The sequence below is a fragment of the Natranaerobius thermophilus JW/NM-WN-LF genome (assembly GCF_000020005.1).
Lineage (GTDB): Bacteria > Bacillota > Natranaerobiia > Natranaerobiales > Natranaerobiaceae > Natranaerobius > Natranaerobius thermophilus.
The window spans coordinates 484352-501641 of sequence record NC_010718.1 but is presented as its reverse complement, the minus strand read 5'-3'; the positions used below and the strand labels follow the sequence as shown (position 1 = coordinate 501641).

Annotated in this window: 14 protein-coding genes; 2 read left to right on the top strand and 12 right to left on the bottom strand. The window is 37.1% G+C overall.

Annotated elements, in window-relative coordinates:
- Positions 1-3: 3 nt before the first annotated feature.
- The 4 genes from NTHER_RS02500 to NTHER_RS02485 all read right to left on the bottom strand — a co-directional run bounded on the left by NTHER_RS02500 (position 4) and on the right by NTHER_RS02485 (position 4420).
- Positions 4-1290 carry a glycine/sarcosine/betaine reductase component B subunit gene (locus NTHER_RS02500; protein WP_012446955.1) on the bottom strand — a complete coding sequence of 429 codons (1287 nt, stop codon included), beginning with the start codon at positions 1288-1290 and terminating at the stop codon, positions 4-6.
- A gap of 48 nt (positions 1291-1338) precedes the next feature.
- On the bottom strand, positions 1339-1656 hold the full coding sequence (gene trxA, locus NTHER_RS02495; RefSeq protein ID WP_012446954.1) for a thioredoxin TrxA: 318 nt from the start codon (positions 1654-1656) through the stop codon (positions 1339-1341).
- Positions 1657-1732: 76 nt separating this feature from the next.
- Entirely contained in the window at positions 1733-2962 is a 1230-nt protein-coding gene (trxB, locus tag NTHER_RS02490; RefSeq protein ID WP_012446953.1) for a thioredoxin-disulfide reductase, read from the bottom strand.
- 336 nt (positions 2963-3298) lie between these two features.
- Positions 3299-4420: a DUF362 domain-containing protein gene (locus tag NTHER_RS02485; RefSeq protein WP_012446952.1), complete on the bottom strand. Its 1122-nt coding sequence runs from the start codon at positions 4418-4420 to the stop codon at positions 3299-3301.
- A gap of 182 nt (positions 4421-4602) precedes the next feature.
- Here NTHER_RS02485 and NTHER_RS02480 point away from each other — a divergent pair, with 182 nt between their 5' ends.
- Positions 4603-5211, top strand: a complete 609-nt coding sequence (locus NTHER_RS02480) for an NUDIX hydrolase (RefSeq protein WP_012446951.1) — start codon at positions 4603-4605, stop codon at positions 5209-5211.
- On the opposite strand, the gene rlmD is transcribed toward NTHER_RS02480, so the two are convergent.
- Positions 5192-6556 carry a 23S rRNA (uracil(1939)-C(5))-methyltransferase RlmD gene (rlmD, locus tag NTHER_RS02475; RefSeq protein ID WP_012446950.1) on the bottom strand — a complete coding sequence of 455 codons (1365 nt, stop codon included), beginning with the start codon at positions 6554-6556 and terminating at the stop codon, positions 5192-5194. The two genes, NTHER_RS02480 and rlmD, sit on opposite strands and share 20 nt — an antisense overlap.
- Before the next feature lie 140 nt (positions 6557-6696).
- Here rlmD and NTHER_RS02470 point away from each other — a divergent pair, with 140 nt between their 5' ends.
- Positions 6697-7974 carry a DUF401 family protein gene (locus tag NTHER_RS02470; RefSeq protein ID WP_012446949.1) on the top strand — a complete coding sequence of 426 codons (1278 nt, stop codon included), beginning with the start codon at positions 6697-6699 and terminating at the stop codon, positions 7972-7974.
- An 81-nt stretch (positions 7975-8055) separates the two neighbouring features.
- On the opposite strand, the gene gatB is transcribed toward NTHER_RS02470, so the two are convergent.
- The 7 genes from gatB to purD form a co-directional block, all read right to left on the bottom strand.
- Positions 8056-9489 (bottom strand): Asp-tRNA(Asn)/Glu-tRNA(Gln) amidotransferase subunit GatB, encoded by a 1434-nt coding sequence (gene gatB / locus NTHER_RS02465; protein ID WP_012446948.1) that lies wholly within the window; start codon positions 9487-9489, stop codon positions 8056-8058.
- Between the two features lie 2 nt (positions 9490-9491).
- Positions 9492-10967: an Asp-tRNA(Asn)/Glu-tRNA(Gln) amidotransferase subunit GatA gene (gene gatA, locus NTHER_RS02460; protein ID WP_012446947.1), complete on the bottom strand. Its 1476-nt coding sequence runs from the start codon at positions 10965-10967 to the stop codon at positions 9492-9494.
- Positions 10968-10984: 17 nt separating this feature from the next.
- Positions 10985-11272 (bottom strand): Asp-tRNA(Asn)/Glu-tRNA(Gln) amidotransferase subunit GatC, encoded by a 288-nt coding sequence (gene gatC / locus NTHER_RS02455; protein ID WP_012446946.1) that lies wholly within the window; start codon positions 11270-11272, stop codon positions 10985-10987.
- 84 nt (positions 11273-11356) lie between these two features.
- Complete coding sequence (gene ligA / locus NTHER_RS02450) at positions 11357-13348, bottom strand: NAD-dependent DNA ligase LigA (protein ID WP_012446945.1); 1992 nt, start codon at positions 13346-13348, stop codon at positions 11357-11359.
- Between the two features lie 10 nt (positions 13349-13358).
- Entirely contained in the window at positions 13359-15539 is a 2181-nt protein-coding gene (locus tag NTHER_RS02445; protein ID WP_012446944.1) for an ATP-dependent helicase, read from the bottom strand.
- Between the two features lie 75 nt (positions 15540-15614).
- The gene (locus NTHER_RS02440) at positions 15615-15884 is read right to left on the bottom strand and encodes a YerC/YecD family TrpR-related protein (RefSeq protein WP_041367320.1); all 270 of its coding nucleotides are present in this window, start codon (positions 15882-15884) and stop codon (positions 15615-15617) included.
- A 95-nt stretch (positions 15885-15979) separates the two neighbouring features.
- On the bottom strand, positions 15980-17269 hold the full coding sequence (gene purD / locus NTHER_RS02435) for a phosphoribosylamine--glycine ligase (protein WP_012446942.1): 1290 nt from the start codon (positions 17267-17269) through the stop codon (positions 15980-15982).
- Positions 17270-17290 lie beyond the last annotated feature (21 nt).

Genomic DNA, 17290 nt, shown 5'->3' with positions numbered 1-17290 from the left:
AAGTTAAGCTTCTATAGCTCCGAGCTTGTTAAATCCAAGTTGATTTGTAGCACCTGTGATTGTTTGTAATTCCACCTCAATACTTTTGTCGTGTCTTAAGCTCCCTTCAAAACCACCAGCAATAGAATCTGCAGTCTCCAGGATGCCAACAACTTTATCCATAGGAGGCAGTACTATGGTTTCATTGGCATTACCTGCAGTAACAACTGCATCAGCTTTAGGGTCTGCGTCAGCCAAGGACTGAGACGCCCCATCTCTACCGGCATACTCATCTGTGACTAAAACTGTCTTAATTCCCTTATCTTCAATCTTGACACAATTCATGATCAAGTCTGTATCGGGGTTACCAAAACCTTCTTGAGAAACAATGACTCCGTCAAGGCCTAACATTTCAGCAAGTTTAGCCGTATATCCTGAAGAACGTTCCTTAGCAGCCAAAGTGACGTTTTCATTAGTCAAAATTACTCCACAGAAATTTATATCCTTTCCATGTCTGGCATATAGATCTTTAATTATTGGGTTGTTTAAATGATGGTAAGTAGTATTTTTGTCGCAGGCTGATACACAGTTACCACTAACTATAGCCCCATCTAATACTTCTGTAGGATAGATGCAGGTAGGAATAATTTCTTTTGCATCTATACCATACACCCAAGTATCATGAAGTAAACCTTGACTTTGAAGCATATAAACATACCCAACTTTAGGCAAGTTCGGATACTTAGATTTCATTTCTTCCACTGGCAAAGCTTCGTAATCTTCTTGTTCGTCGGCTTGTGCATCTTGACAAGCTTCGGCAATATAGCGAGCAGCTTTCAATCCAGCTAAACGAAGAGCTTCTTCATGTTCATGGCTCTTCAAGCCCTTGACTGGCTCACAGTTCACAACAAGGTTTAGAGTTTTAGAAAATGGTGAGTAGTCAGCTCCTGGGCCATCCATGTCTATAATTCCCTCTTGGAAACCTACCAATTTCCCTGTAGTCACTACACTCATGCCATTAAAGGTTTTGGTTGTACCACTTCCTACAGTAGAAACTTTTCCTAGTAAGCCTGGGAATAATTCACCTTCTCCCTCCACTTTAATACGAGGCTCTATAACATCTTTAACTGGTATAATGCGAACAGATTCCCCTGGCTTAACAACTTCTATTTCTATTGAGCCAATTCTATCGTCTTGTTTTAATTCTTCTATCAATTCATCCTTATTAACAGTGACTACTCCATTTTTATAACTTGTTTCACTACCCAACTTCACGTCTTTAACATTAACCTTTTCAAGCCTCAGGCTCACACAATTCACCTCCTTGATTAACTTCACTTTTCACAAAAATCATAACAACTAAATATGCTTCTTTACCTCATCTTCAATCTCTTCAGCTTCTAAATCTTCTCCTGTTAGAGTAGAGATTTTTTCTCCATCTTTGTAAAATACAATTGTTGGTAGGTTTAATACTTTTTGATTAATTGCCAATCTTCTATTTTTACTAATGTCAAGGGCACAAAATTTCATCTTATCCTTGTATTTCTCAGCCATGTCTTCAATTTCTGGTTTTAGTTCATTACAAGGTTCACAGTTAGGACTGAAAAAGTCTACCATTACCACTCCTTCTGCTTGTAAAACTTCTTCTTCAAAATTATTTTTATCCACTTCTTGCATTATGCCACCTCCTCCCTAATATTATTAACATAGTTTATACTTATAACTTACCACTATCCATTAATCATCAAAATTTTTAGACAAGATCTTGATAAAAATCGGCTAATTTTTCTTTATTAACCTCTTTACCTGTTAAGCTAGCCACCACTTTTTTATTGCGGACAGCAATAATTGATGGAATTTCATTAATTTGATAATTATCAGCTATTCCAGTGCTCTTATAGGTGTCAATGTTGACAATCTTAACTTGATTATCATTCCCAACTACTTCCTCTAGTTGAGAAATAGCTTCCATACTTTCTTTTACTGTAGGACTCCAAAACACCACTATAACTGATTTTTCTTGGGAAGGCTCTTCTATTTTTTCTTCAATATCTTGCCTTTCCTCTAAAAACCTTTCACAAGCAGTTGCTGCAATAGCTCCGTCGGCACAAGCTGTTACAACTTGCCTCAGGAATTTATCATTAACATCACCTGCAGAGTAAACTCCTGGTACTGATGTTTCCATCTGATCATTAACTTTTACATATCCTTGTTCTGTTAACTCAACCTGGCCTTCTATGAACTCGGTTTTTGGTATTGTCCCTACAAAAATAAATACACCATCAGTTTTGACTTCACTGGTTTCACCGGTCTTTATGTTTTTGACTACTACGCGATCTACCAGCTCATCTCCTTTAATTTCCTCAACTACCGAGTTCCAAATATAATCTATTTTGGGATTTTCAAAGGCTCGTTCCTGAATAACTTTTGTAGCATCCATTTTCCCTTCCTCATGAACCACTACAATAGTTACTTTTTTGGCAAAACGAGTCAAGTAAATAGCTTCTTCTACAGCAGCATCTCCGCTTCCAATTACGATAACTTCTTGGTCAGTATAGAAATCCGCATCACAAGTGGCACAGTAGCCAACTCCTAATCCTCTAAATTCATGTTCTCCTGGTAAACCAAGGGTTCTAGGCTCTGCCCCAGTTGCCATGATCACACTTTTAGCATGATATTCCTCGCCTTTTTTGGAAGTTACCACCTTAGGATTAGAGTGCAAGTCAATTTCTTTTACTTCTCCTTTTAAAAACTCACATCCAAATTTTTCCGCATGCTCCGATAAGCTTTTTGCAATATCAGGGCCTGTGGCCTCTTTAAAACCTGGGTAATTCTCCAGTTCCCAGGTTGTTGACATTTGTCCTCCGGGCTTCCTTTTCTTTTCTAAAATAGCTGTTTTAAGCTTAGATCTGGAAGCATATATTCCGGCAGTTAATCCAGCAGGGCCACCACCAATTATTAAAACATCAAATACATCAGACATATATTTCCCTCCCCTAAATAAATTTAAACCGTGCCTTGTACAGCCAAAACAGAAAAATAAAGCATCACAGACAATTAATGCCAATGATACTCTATAATTATCCTATGTTGCCTTTATGTAATATACCCTAAATATCTCATTAAATTCACCTATCTTTTGTAATGGAAAAATTAATATTTTTTTAAAAAATCGAACCAATATTTTGCTTAAATTTTCTGTCTATTTATATATTCAATACATAAATGGATAATCCTGCTAAAAAATAATAGTTTTAAGTTTTGCAGTTTTCTGTCTATTCGGATTTTTCAAATAATTATTTACTAATATCTATACTATCTATAGGTAATTTTTCAACATGCTTAAAATCTTATCAGCTCTAGGAGGACATCCAGAAACATAGTCAGAGCAGTGCCTTGTACACTCTCCTACACCCAAATGACCTTCGATATAATCTCGTGTCCATTTATTCACTCCTTGACCAAGGGCAATTTTTACTTTAAGTTTTTTTAAACTTCCTTCATCTTTTAAACGCATTAATGCTTGGTATACTGAACCTGTACAAGGTGAACAAGCCATATCCTCTTCCAAATAGCTTTTCAATTCATTCAAGAAAGGTCCCCTTGTCCTAAAGAAGTCCATTTGCCGTCTATTTCGATTTAGTTCTACTATCTCATGTTTTTCTGGATGATATACGGAACCTACCCCGGACTGGCCTGCTAATTCAATATGTGAAGGCAGTTTATCACTAGAATATCCAAGTAAATGAGCTCCGTAAGAATCAATTAAGACAGGATCAGTTCCCATTAATATCCTACCCATATTAACAGGATTTCCGCCTTCTTCAAAAGTCAAGTCTCCTAAAATAGCATCAACAATAGTTAAATCCGGGAAAAGAATTTGATTTAAAGTAGCTATATAATGATCGAGACCTTGTATATGAAAATTGCGTTTCTCACTATCAGGAAGACATCCTTTTAGGTTTTTGAGAGCGCATGTTACATCTGTTTGACAGTGTGCCTTTAATACTGGTACATTTACTAATCTGTCAACTTGTAAAGGAGGAGTTGCGATTTTTATAGTGTGATCCTTGAATGTAATGGCTTTAGTTGGAACTGTTTTAAGATCAACTAAGGGAAGATTATACCTATTAGATATTGCAGTGTAACCACATTTCTCAAAAGAAGCTTCTGTACTAGCTCCTACCCATGAGCTCTCCATTATGATTAGCTTTTTAAACCCCCTGGATAAAAAATGTTCTACTATTCCACTAACTAGCTCTGGAGAAGTAGTAGCTCCCGATTCAGAAGAATTGGGAAGCACCAGATTTGGCTTTAGACCAATTTTTGCATTATAATTTAGTTCGGGAAAAGGAGGATACTTATCAAATAGTTCCTTGACCATGGATTTGGGATCGTCTCCATAGCTTATGTATATTGCTTGAGAGTTAATTTTATTCATCCTGTACCTCCTTTGCCTTTTTAAAATTAGGCTTTCTTTTTTTTAAGATCTTTCCTATAATTTATTTAGATAAGGTTAAATATTAAAGTTATGTTTAGATAAGGTTATATCAAAGTTGAATGTGGATAGCTTTAAAATTTTTATATAAGTTAATTCCTCAATCATTTGAAAGGAGTTAAACTATGAATAGACCAGATATTATATCTAAATTTAATAACCGCAGTTCATCCATTATGGGTATCAAAGTCAAAAATTCTGTCCTGCTTCCCTTAGTTTCAATCAATCAAGAGTGGCAATTGATATTTCAGGTCCGGTCTCAACAAATAAAATCCCAGCCTGGCGAAATTTCTTTCCCTGGAGGGAAGATAGAACCGGGCGAGAGTTCACGTAATGCCGCTATTCGCGAGACATCAGAAGAGTTGGGCATTCAAACTAATTCCATTTCCATTTGGGGACAGTTGGATCTACTGGTAACCCCCTTTAATATGATGATTGTACCTTATATAGGAGAAATTCATACATTACCAAAGGATTTTAACATTAACTTACAGGAAGTATCCGAAGTTTTTACCGTCCCACTAGATTTCTTTGTCAAGGAAAACCCTTATAAATATAGAATGCAAGTGGGAATTACACCACCCCATGATTTTCCTTTTAATTTGGTGCCCGGTGGTAAGAACTATCCCTTTAAACAGGGGGAATACCCCTCTTATTTTTACATTTACGGTGATTACGTTATCTGGGGGTTTACAGCCAGAATTATTAAAAACTTTATAGATAATCTATCTTAGTTAGGATACAAATCACTTCTATATGAGTGGTTTGTGGAAACATATCAACTGGTTGAAATAATTCCGGATAATAACCAAACTCAATCAATTTTCCTACATCCCTAGCTAGAGTAGCTGGGTTACAGGAAACGTAAGCTATCTTTTCAGGTCTGATCCAATCTAAGCTTGTTAACAGATTTTCATCACATCCTTTTCTAGGTGGGTCCATAATCACAATTTCAGGCGAATAATCCTGAATTATGGATTCAGTTTTTTCATCTTCCGCCCGTGCCTGATAAAACCAGGCATTCTCTTGTCCATTGATATTCTTATTAATATTAGCATCCTTTACTGCTTCCTCTGCTATCTCTATACCCACCACCTTACTTGCATTTTCAGCAGCAAGTAAAGAGATGGTTCCAATGCCACAATAAATATCCATTACATTCTCTACACCTTTGAGTTTACATAATTCAAAAACTTTTTGATAGAGTACTTCTGTTTGACTGGGATTAACCTGATAAAAAGCACCAGCAGATACACGAAATTTTTTATCAAGCAAATTATCCATCAAATACTCTCGACCCCATAGGGTCTTAAATCTATCGCCTAAGACGTTTCCTCTTGGTTTCTTATTAATATTCTGTACTATCCCGACTAAGTTAGCCATACCATTCTTTAGTGGCTCTAGAATCATTTGTTTGTTGTCAATTTTTTCGGATCCTGTTACAAATGTCAATTGCACTTGATCAGTTTTGTCTCCCACCCTAGAAATAATATGTTTCAGCTCACAGTTATAAAATTCTTTTTCGTAGCTGTCTACTAAATTACGCATTTTTTCTAATACTTCATTGTTTCCATGCTTCTGAATCATGCAGTGGTCAATTTCAACTAAATTTTGGCTTCTTTTTTGAAATAAACCAAGCCTTGGTTTTCCACCAATGGGTTTCACTGGTATCTGAAATTTATTTCTGTAATACCAAGGACTTTCCATTCCAATGGCAGGCAAAACTCGTGGATTTTTTAAACCAGCTACCTTTTTCATCTGATTAGCTACTAAATTTTCTTTGTACTGTAATTGACCTTTATAAGACAAGTGTTGTAATTGACATCCCCCACATTCTTGAAAGAACGGACAAGGAGGCTTAACTCGCTGGCTTGAGCGATCTTGATGTTGCAGGACTTGGCCTCTGGCATAATTTTTTTTAACTTCTGTAATGGTTATTCTAACTTTTTCACCAGGTAAGGCAAAAGGAACAAAAATTGCGAAATTCCTATACTTGCCTACTCCTTCACCCTGGTGATTTAAGTCATGTATAGTTAAAGTTAGTTTTTCTTCCTTCTTCACAGGTCTAATATCTGGCATAGTTTATTACCCCCTTTGTTTTACCATATAAAAATTTTTAGTCCCTAACTATTTTCATTTTGTTAACCCTTTGTTAAACTATATCATTAGAATCCAAATCAATAAAATATAATTTTAAAATAAAAAGGGGTAGTTGTATTATGGAGATTTTAGGTGTTTTCATAGCAATCATTACAATAATATATCTTGTTAGAAAGAACAAGCATTTAGGGGGAGCCATGACCTTAGGTGCTTTAATAGTTGCTATTTTTTCAGGAATGACTTTACCCGAAAAAGCTGATACCTTATTTTATAGTGTCACTCACCCCACTACTGTTAATATTATGCTGATTGTTTTAATGATAAATATTTTCAGCACTATGCTCAAAAAAACTAATAGTCTCGACATTATGCTCAATAGTTTAACTAAATTATTGCCGGATAGACGAATTTTACTAGTAACCATTCCATCTTTAATAGGAATGCTAACAGTACCCGGTGGTGCAGTATTGTCCGCCCCTATGATACAAAATGCTGGGGACCAAATAAATCTATCCAAAGCTAAACTAGCGGCCGCAAACATGTTTTACCGTCACGTTTGGCATTTAATTTTTCCTCTAATTCCCAGTATAATACTTATATCTGAATTAAGCCAGGTTCCATTGAGGTTTTTCATTCTTTTCAATTTACCCATATTTTTAGTCACTTTTATAATCGGCTTTAAATGGTTATTCAGAAATCATCGCCATAGCTTTTACTCCCATGAAGAGAGTAGTCAATCTTATCAAACTACCCAAAACTATGATAGTGATGAGGAAAACAATAATTTAATAGCATTTCTCAAAAGTATCTATCCTCTAATATTGGCAGTAGGATTAGGAATTTTCTCTCCTTTGGATATACCTGTGTCATTATTAATCGGTGTCCTGTTAGCTTCATTAAATTATTTAGATTGGAATGAAAAACCTGTAATTCAAATACGTAATAGAATAATATATTCAATTAAACAATCTAAATATGGTATGGTGCTAACTATTTTAGGAATTATGATTTTTAAAGATTTTGTAGAGGCTTCTGGAGCTGTGGAAACCATGACCGAGTCCTTATTAGCTTCAGGAATTCCTTCTATTTTTCTTGTACTTTTAGTGCCACTTATTACAGCTGCTATTACTGGAGTTAACTCGGCAGCCCTTGGGATAAGTTATCCAATTATGGCACCCTTAATGAATCCTCATGATGGTAATTTAGCTCTTTTAGGGATATTTTATGCTGCCAGCGTATTTGGCTATTTTTTATCCCCATTTCATCTTTGTCTAATTTTAACTAAAGAGTATTTTCAAACTACCTTTAATAGTCTGTATCGCGAATTAATATTACCGGCAAGTTTTATGTTAATAGGTGGTATCATTGTAGGTGTTTTCTGGGGAGTATTAAGTTAATATTAGACCTTAAAAAAGTTCTGCCCAAACAAGGGGCAGAACTTTTTGTCATAGCCATTGGATCACATTATATTAGATGGACTAGTTCTCCAATTTCTCCTGTAATAATTCATTAACTTTTTGTGGATTAGCTTTTCCTTTCGTTTTCTTCATAACCTGACCCACTAAAAAGCCCATAGCTTTTTTCTTTCCTCCGCGATAATCTTCTACGGCACTTGGGTTTTCTGAAATTACTTGATCAATAATTCCTTCCAATTCAGATGTATCACTTATTTGCACAAGGCCTTTTTCTTCTACAATTTGCTTTGGTGATTTATCATTTTGATACATATCTTCAAATACTTCCTTGGCGATTTTATTACTGATAGTTCCTTCATCTTCCAACTTTAAAAGCTCTGTCAATCTTTCAGGAGAAATATTAGTGTCTTCAATTCCGATCTGGTCTTCATTTAAAACTCGAGAAATCTCACCCATTATCCAATTAGCTATTTTCTTTGGTTCATCATAAGTTTTAACACATTCATCAAAGAATTCAGCCAAGGATTTATCGGCAGTTATAACTGAGGCATCATATTCTGATAAGTTGAAGTCTTTAATAAATCTTTCTTTCTTATCATTGGGAAGTTCGGGAATTTCCTGACGTACTTTTTCGATCTGTTCTTCTTTCATAACTACTGGAACCAAATCAGGGTCTGGGAAATATCTGTAATCATGGGCTTCTTCTTTAGACCGCATGGAGATGGTGATGCCGCGATCTTCGTCCCACCGTCTAGTCTCCTGGATAATTTCTTCACCATCTTCAAGGGCTTCTGCTTGTCGCTCCACTTCATAGTTAAGAGCCCTCTCTACAGCTCTAAAGGAGTTCATATTCTTAACTTCAGTTTTTGTACCAAATTCTGTACTACCCACTGGTCTTAGAGACACATTGGCATCACATCTTAAGCTTCCTTCTTCCATCTTACAGTCCGAAACATCTGTATACTGTAAAATCGCTTTTAATCCTTCTAAAAAGGCTTTAGCTTCTTCGGGAGAACCTATATCGGGTTCTGTGACGATTTCAATTAAAGGTACTCCAGTTCTGTTAAAATCAACCAGTGAGCCGCCTCCTCTTTCCGAATGAACAAGTTTCCCGGCATCTTCTTCCATGTGGATTCGGTTAATTCTAATGCGTTTCTTTTCGCCATTAACTGTTACATCTAAATATCCGTTTTTGGCGATGGGCAAGTCAAATTGTGAAATCTGATAAGCTTTTGGTAGATCTGGATAAAAATAGTTTTTCCTGTCAAATTTACTAAAATCAGCAATTTCACAATTCAGAGACAGGCCTGCCTTAGCAGCTAGCTCCAATGCTCTGTTATTTAGAACAGGAAGAGTGCCCGGCATTCCCAAACAAATAGGACAGACATTTGAATTTGGCTCATCACCAAAGCTAGTTGAACATCCACAGAAAATCTTGGTTGATGTTAATAATTCAGAATGCACCTCGAGACCAATAACAGTTTCGTAATTTGCCATCGTTATTTCCCCCCTTGATTATCTAATCCCTGTTGGGGTGCGTTTTTAAACACCTGTAACATTTGTTCAATTTTATGAGCAACTTGAATAACCTTACCCTCATCAAAGGCCTTTCCGATAACCTGTAATCCTACAGGCAATCCATTGCTAAAACCACAGGGTATAGAAATGGACGGCAGTCCTGCTAGATTAACAGGTGCTGTACAAATATCGTTTTTGTACATAGTGAGAGGATCATCCACATTCTCACCTTCCCGGAAGGGGACAGTTGGAGTAGTTGGCGCAATCAGTACATCACATTCAGAAAATACCTGTTCAAATTCTTGTTTAATCAAACTGCGAACTTTTAATGCTTTTAAATACAAGGCATCATAATAACCTGCGCTAAGAGCATAAGTACCTAACATCACTCTTTGTTTGACTTCATTTCCAAAGCCTTCTTTGCGTGTTTGATTATACATGGTTTTTAAGTCATCTGTTGCAAATCGTTGTCCATATCTAACACCATCAAAACGGGCTAAATTACTTGAAGCCTCAGCTGGAGCAATTAAGTAATAAGCACTAAGAGCGTGTTCTGTAGTTGGCAAAGACACCTGTCTGTAATTACCAGCCTCAGGCTCAATAGATTGTAAACTTGATTCTACCAAGCTCTTAACATCGTTGTCGACTAATTCGTAGTATTCTTTTGGAATTCCAATAGTTAACTCATCAATATCTTGATTCAGGAAATCTGTATGATTGGGAACCTCTAAATCCACTGAAGTAGAGTCCATATGGTCATGGCCACTAATTATATCTAAAGCTAACGCGGTATCTTCGACATTTTTGGATAGTGGACCTATCTGATCTAGTGATGAGGCAAAGGCTACTAATCCATAACGGGAAACTCTTCCGTATGTAGGCTTCATACCTACTACACCGCAAAATGAAGCTGGTTGTCGGATAGAACCCCCAGTATCAGAACCCAAAGCAAGAGGCACTTGTGCCGAAGCTACACTGGCGGCAGAACCTCCACTGGATCCTCCAGGAACTCTCTCGGTATCCCAAGGATTACTGGTTACAAAAAAGGCCGAGTTTTCAGTAGAAGATCCCATGGCGAATTCATCCATATTAGTCTTTCCAACTATAATGGCACCGGCTTCAGCTAGCTTTGATATAACCGTGGCATTATAGGGCGGCACAAAATCTTCCAGAATTTTAGAAGCACAGCTTGTCGTCACATCCTTAGTACAAATATTGTCTTTGATGGCAACGGGAATACCTGCAAGGGGACCCAATTCTTCACCCTTAGCCCTTTGAGAATCAATTTCTTTAGATTGAGCCAAGGCTTGTTCCTTAGTTAAAGTTATATAAGCTTTTATATGGTCTTCAGTTTCTTCAATTCTGTCATAAACGGATGTAACCAATTCTTCCGAGCTAAAATCCCCTTGTTCAAGGCCTCGTTTTACTTCCATTAATGTTAGTTCATGAAGTTTCATTTTATCACTCCCCCGCTTTATTCAATTATTCTTGGAACTTTAAAATAATTGCCTTCTGTTTCAGGAGCATTTTCCAAAGCTTTATCATTGGTTAATGAATTATGGACTTGATCTTCTCTGGTAACATTTCTTCTTTCCAGAGCATGAGCCGTTGGTTCCAATCCTTCTAAATCCAGCTCATCAAGTTTTTCCTGCCACTCCAAAATTTGAGATAACTTATCCTGAAACATTTCGACTTCCTCTTGGTCAAGATCCAATTGTCCTAGCTTGGCCACGTGAAGGACCTCTTCTTTACTAACCTTCATGAAAATTCACCTCCTAATCAGACAACAAGTATTTGGTTTGAATAATTTTATATATTCTATCTTATCTGGCTTACAGTCATACCTTTACAAAAAATCTTCTAAATCACTTTCTTCTATAATTGTTAATCCCAGGTCTTGCGCTTTGTCACGCTTTGAACCGGGGTTTGCTCCCACTAATACAAAATCTGTATTACTACTGACATTACTGGTCACTTTAGCACCTTTTGCTTCAATCAAATCAGTCAATTCCCTTCTGGTGTAATTATCAAAAGTCCCCGTAATCACTACTAACTTACCAGTTAGAGATGGATCACTACTCTTGTTTTGTTCCGTGGGTTCTTTCATATTGACTCCAGCTTTTTTAAGTTTTCTGATTAAATTGTGAGTATGTTCTAATTGAAAAAAGCTTACTATACTGGTAGCCATCCTAGGTCCAATATCATTTATTTTAGTCAGATCCTCTATTTGTGCTTTCATCAAATTGTCCAGATGCTCAAATTCAAATGCCAGTAATTGGGCTGCTCTTTTACCTACTAACCTTATCCCCAGGCCGTATAATAACTTGTTAAATGGATTTTTTTTACTTTCCTCTATAGCTTGCAACAAGTTTTCTGCAGACTTGTCCCCGAAACCTTCCAAGTTCGATAATTCATTTTTAGCCAAATAGTAAATATCCGCCACGTCCTTTATTAAACCGTGAGAATATAATTTTTCTACAACTTTTTCTCCTAATCCTTCAATATCCATAGCATCTCTAGATGAAAAATGTATTATTCTTTCTTTTGCTTGGGCAGGACAGCCAGGATTTATGCACCTAAGTATAGCTTCATCATTGATTCTTTTGGCTTCACTTTTGCAAACTGGACAAGACTCAGGATAGACAAATGGTTGTTCGTGACCAGTTCGCGCTTCCTCTTTAACTTTTACCACTTCTGGAATTATATCTCCGGCTTTTTGAATGATGACCCGATCACCTATCCTGACATCTTTTTGTCTGAGGATATCTTCATTATGCAAGCTAGCTCGTTTGACTGTAGAACCCGCAATCCTTACAGGTTCAAGTTCCACTACAGGGGTTAAGGCTCCAGTTCTACCTACATTAATAAAAATATTATTCACTTGACTCTCAGCTTGTTCAGCAGGAAATTTATAAGCTATGGCCCATCTGGGGTTTTTAGAAGTGGCACCCAATTGTTGTTGTAAGTTATAATCGTTTAATTTAATAACAACTCCATCAATTTCATAGGGAAGTTTTGTCCGCTTTTCCTGCCATTCTTCACAATAAGAGATAACTTCTTCCATGGTTTCAAATTTCCTGATGTAAGGATTTATTTTAAAACCGAGATCCTTCAATTCTTTTACCGCAGAATAATGACTATCTAAATTTTCACCCCTTATATATGGAACACTGTAGGGGAAAAAGTCTAAGTCTCTTTTGGCCGGTATTTTAGGATCTAGTTGTCTTAAAGAACCGGCTGCAGCATTTCGGGGATTGGCAAATGGATCTTCGCCTCGTTCTGCCTTTTCCTGATTCAAACGCTCAAAAGAAGCTTTAGACATAAAAGCCTCACCCCTGATTTCAATATCTAGGGGTTTAGATAACTTTAAAGGTATGGATCTCACTGTTTTGACATTAGGAGTAATATCTTCGCCAGTTGTCCCATCGCCCCTGGTTGCTCCTCTTACTAAAATCCCCTGTTCATATCTTAACGAAAGAGCCAAACCATCAATTTTTAATTCTGCCACATATACCGGGTCTGTTTTTTGGGTATTTTTGCTAACTCTTTGGTGGAAATCTAGTAATCCTTTTTGGCTCTCGGCATTTTCCAAGCTCAACATGGGTATTTCGTGACTTACCCGAGGGAATTTATCCAAGGGTTCTCCACCTACTCTTTGTGAAGGAGAATCAGGGCTTTGATATTCCGGATAAGTTTGCTCAAGCTCTATTAATTCATTCATTAAAGCATCAAATTCTTGATCAGATATCTCAGGGGCGTCCAAAACGTAATAACGATGATTGTGATATTCAATTTTTTCTCTCAGAGCTTCAACTTTCTTTTGAATATCTTTACTCAAATGCCACACCTCATTTCAGTTTCTTAATAGGTGCTACACTAGCAGCGAGTTTTTTAATGCCGGCACCGTCAAAGGAAACTGTCAAAACCCAATCACTACCAGCTTGCTGGGCTTGCAACACCTTTCCTTCTCCCCATTTTTTGTGGGAAATCAAGTCTCCTTCCTGATAACTTTCTTCCGCTAAGTTAACATTTCTCTTCCCGGAAGGACTAGTTTTATCTGAAAAAGAAGAAATTTGAGTTTGTGGTGGCTCATGGGAATTTTGAGTGCTAGTTACTTGTCCTTGTCCCGATAGTGTCTGATGTTGAGTATCCTTTAAGTCCTCTCCTATTTCCGAAACAAATCTGGATGGTTGTAACATTCTTGTCATACCGTTAAGGGTTCTCTCTCTAGCCCAGGTTAAGTACAACACCTGTTCAGCTCTGGTAATTCCTACATAGCAAAGGCGACGCTCTTCTTCCATAGACGCTTCACTGTCATAGGTACGAATATGAGGAAAAACTCCTTCCTCTAAACCTGTCAAAAATACCCCTGGAAACTCAAGTCCCTTGGCACTGTGAAGAGTCATCATCACAACTTGTGCTTGTTCCTCATCTTCCCATGTATCTATATCACCCATTAAAGTACTGTGGGTCAAAAATTCCTGAAGGGTTTCCCCTCCTTCTGCTTCAAATTCTTTGGCCATAGAATAAATTTCTCTCACGTTTTCCATTCGAGTTTCAGCTTCTTTGGTATTTTGAGATCTAAGTGCTTCCAGATAACCGGATTTTTCAGCAACTTCTTCGATTAGTTCCCTTACAGTCAAGTATTCCCTCATCTTTCGAAAATTACCAATCATATCAGTAAACTTTTTAACAGAATTTTTTCCTCGTTTACTAATATCGGTATAGTCTACTTCTAAAAGGGCATCAAATAAAGTAATATTGTTTCTATTAGCATAGTCCTTCAATTTATCTACGCTGGTCTTTCCAATTCCTCTTTTTGGCTCGTTAATAATTCTCTCTAGTTGGCTATCAGATTGTGGACACTGAACAACCATTAAATAAGCCATTATATCTTTTACCTCTTTACGGTCGTAAAATCCAGTCCCTCCTACAACTTCATAAGAGATCCCCATTTTTCTAAAAATATCTTCCAATACCCTGGACTGGGCATTGGTTCTGTAAAGTACTGCTATTAGAGGCAGTTGATATCTATTGGCACGGATTTCTTCAGCGATAAAGTATGCTTCATCTCTTTCGTCATCAGCTTCGTAATACTGCAAAGGATAACCCTCATCATTGTCAGTCCACAATTCTTTGGATTTACGACTAGGATTATTTGTAACTACTTGATTGGCCGCTTCCAAAATAGTCTTGCTTGACCGATAATTCTTTTCCAATTTGTAAACCTGAGCATTGGGATAAGTTTTTTCAAATTCCAAGATATTTTTAACATCGGCCCCTCTGAACAAATATATTGACTGATCATCATCGCCCACGACAAAAACATTATCCTGAGGTGGCGATAATAAAGAAATCAACCTATTCTGAGCAGGGTTAGTATCTTGAAATTCGTCAACCAAAATATATTGGAATTTATTTTGATAGTATTGTAATCGATCAGGGTATTGTTCAAACAATCTTAATGTCAATAGAAGTAAATCATCAAAATCTAAGGCATTCTCTTTTTTTAATCGTTTCTGATACGCTTCAAAAACCTCATCATAGGGATAAAATAATTCTCTAGGATCCTGTAGATTATTTTTTACACCACTTATCTTTTTAGCTACAGCCTGATGAGGATATTTCTTTTTATCCAAATTAAAGTCAGCTAACAAATCCTTGACTATTTTGGTCTTATCCCTAGTATCGTAGATCAAAAAATCCTTTCCATAACCCAGTAGATCAATTTCACGTCGCAATATCCTAACACAAGCTGCATGAAAGGTCGATACCCAAGAAGGTGCATCACCTTCTACGATAGTCTGCACTCGCTCTTTCATTTCACCAGCAGCTTTATTAGTAAATGTAAGGGCTAAAATTTGTTCAGGGTGAATGCCCTTTGTTTCTAATAAATAAGCAATTCTATATGTTAAAACTTTTGTTTTTCCACTACCCGCTCCTGCAAGTACTAAAACAGGGCCATCACCGGCGGTGACAGCAGCTGTTTGCTCTTGATTTAATTCTGCTAATTGTGATGATACCACCATTTACCACCCTTCCTTAACGAAATTAGGAAGAGTAATCCAAAATATTCGGACTACTCTTCCTAATGTCAGCGTTACTTACTGTTCTTTTTGGTTAAGTTTTTTTAAAGCTACTTCGTATCCACCAGCTCCATAGTGGAGAAATCTTTTAACTCGACTAATAGTTGCGGTACTGGCACCAGTTTTTTCCTCAATATCTTGATAAGTATAACCTTCTTTCAACATTTTTGCTACTTGAAATCTCTGGGCAAGTGCTTTGATTTCAGTTACAGTGGCGACGTCTTCAAAAAAGCTGTAACAATCTTCAAGCGTTTCAAGGCTCAAAATAGCCTTGTAAAACTGATCCATGTAATCGTCCTGTACATTTCGGATAACATCACCCCCGAAGAAAATAGGAAATTCTTCCCTGATAAATATTACCTGGTTGTCCCACTGGTATTTTATCATTTTAAAGTCTGTAGGGCAATATCATTGCGGAAATGTTTTCCATCAAATTCAACGGTACTTACGCCTTCGTATGCATTTTCTCGGGCTTCCTTCCATGATTCACCAATACCCGTCACATTCAAAACTCTGCCTCCGGCAGTTACAGGTGTTCCATTTTCACTGGCTACACCGGCGTAATAAAGATTAACATTATTCCAAGTCAATAATTCTTGAGGGATTTTTATAGGAAAACCTTTTTGATACTCTTTAGGATATCCCCCTGAAGCTAGTACTACACAAACAGCTTTTTCAGCTTTCCAGGACAATGCATCCTTCAAAGGCTCCTTTAATTCAGTTTCTAAATTTCCAGCTACTACCCCCATTATAGGTTCTAATATGTCCGTTTTTAGTAATGGCAAAATTGCCTGGGTTTCAGGGTCTCCAAACCTGGCATTAAACTCTAATACTTTTGGCCCGGAATCCGTCAAAATTAAACCTGCGTACAGAATACCTTGGTATGTAACACCTTGTTTCTTTAAAGCTGTAATAGTTGGCTGCATAATGTTATCAACAATCCATTCTAGCTGTTCCTGAGAAATTGATGGTACAGGGGCATAAGAACCCATTCCTCCCGTATTAGGACCTTGATCATTGTCATAAGCTCTTTTATAATCCTGGCTAGGTATTAATGGAAGTACTTTATGGCCATCACTAAAAGCTAATAGAGACAGTTCTTCTCCTTCTAGATATTCCTCGATTAATATACTGGTATGTTCTGACAAAAAGTTTTCCACTGCCTGTTCAGCTTCCGAAATTTCTTCAGTTACAATCACACCTTTTCCGGCATATAATCCATCAGCTTTCACCACAAAAGGAGGTGACATATCCTCCAGTGCAGATAAACCTTTTTCTAAATTGTCTAGCCCTGCATCACCTTCAATATATTCAGCTTTCCCCGTAGGAATCCCATATGTCTGCATTAATTGTTTAGCAAACCATTTACTAGTCTCAATTTTAGCTGCTTTTTGACTTGGTCCAAAGATATTCAAACCTTTACTTTGAAAATGATCCACTATTCCTTGTGAAAGGGGTTGTTCTGGTCCCACAATCGTTAAATCTATATCTTTTTGGATTGCTAAATCAGCTAGTTTGTTAATGTCAGTTTCCTTAATATCAATACACTCCGCATCTTTCGCTATACCGTGATTCCCAGGAGCTACATATAAATCAGTCACCCGACTACTTTCTGCTATTTTTTTAACCAGGGCATGTTCACGCCCTCCTGAACCAATTACCAGAACTTTCACCTTAAACCCCCCAGCTTTCAG

Bases quoted from the DNA above. Each gene is read 5' to 3' on its own strand.
- trxA (WP_012446954.1), bottom strand. From the start codon at position 1,656: ATGCAAGAAGTGGATAAAAATAATTTTGAAGAAGAAGTTTTACAAGCA.
- trxB (WP_012446953.1), bottom strand. From the start codon at position 2,962: ATGTCTGATGTATTTGATGTTTTAATAATTGGTGGTGGCCCTGCTGGA.
- NTHER_RS02485 (WP_012446952.1), bottom strand. From the start codon at position 4,420: ATGAATAAAATTAACTCTCAAGCAATATACATAAGCTATGGAGACGAT.
- NTHER_RS02480 (WP_012446951.1), top strand. From the start codon at position 4,603: ATGAATAGACCAGATATTATATCTAAATTTAATAACCGCAGTTCATCC.
- rlmD (WP_012446950.1), bottom strand. From the start codon at position 6,556: ATGCCAGATATTAGACCTGTGAAGAAGGAAGAAAAACTAACTTTAACT.
- NTHER_RS02470 (WP_012446949.1), top strand. From the start codon at position 6,697: ATGGAGATTTTAGGTGTTTTCATAGCAATCATTACAATAATATATCTT.
- gatB (WP_012446948.1), bottom strand. From the start codon at position 9,489: ATGGCAAATTACGAAACTGTTATTGGTCTCGAGGTGCATTCTGAATTA.
- gatA (WP_012446947.1), bottom strand. From the start codon at position 10,967: ATGAAACTTCATGAACTAACATTAATGGAAGTAAAACGAGGCCTTGAA.
- gatC (WP_012446946.1), bottom strand. From the start codon at position 11,272: ATGAAGGTTAGTAAAGAAGAGGTCCTTCACGTGGCCAAGCTAGGACAA.
- NTHER_RS02445 (WP_012446944.1), bottom strand. From the start codon at position 15,539: ATGGTGGTATCATCACAATTAGCAGAATTAAATCAAGAGCAAACAGCT.
- NTHER_RS02440 (WP_041367320.1), bottom strand. From the start codon at position 15,884: ATGGATCAGTTTTACAAGGCTATTTTGAGCCTTGAAACGCTTGAAGAT.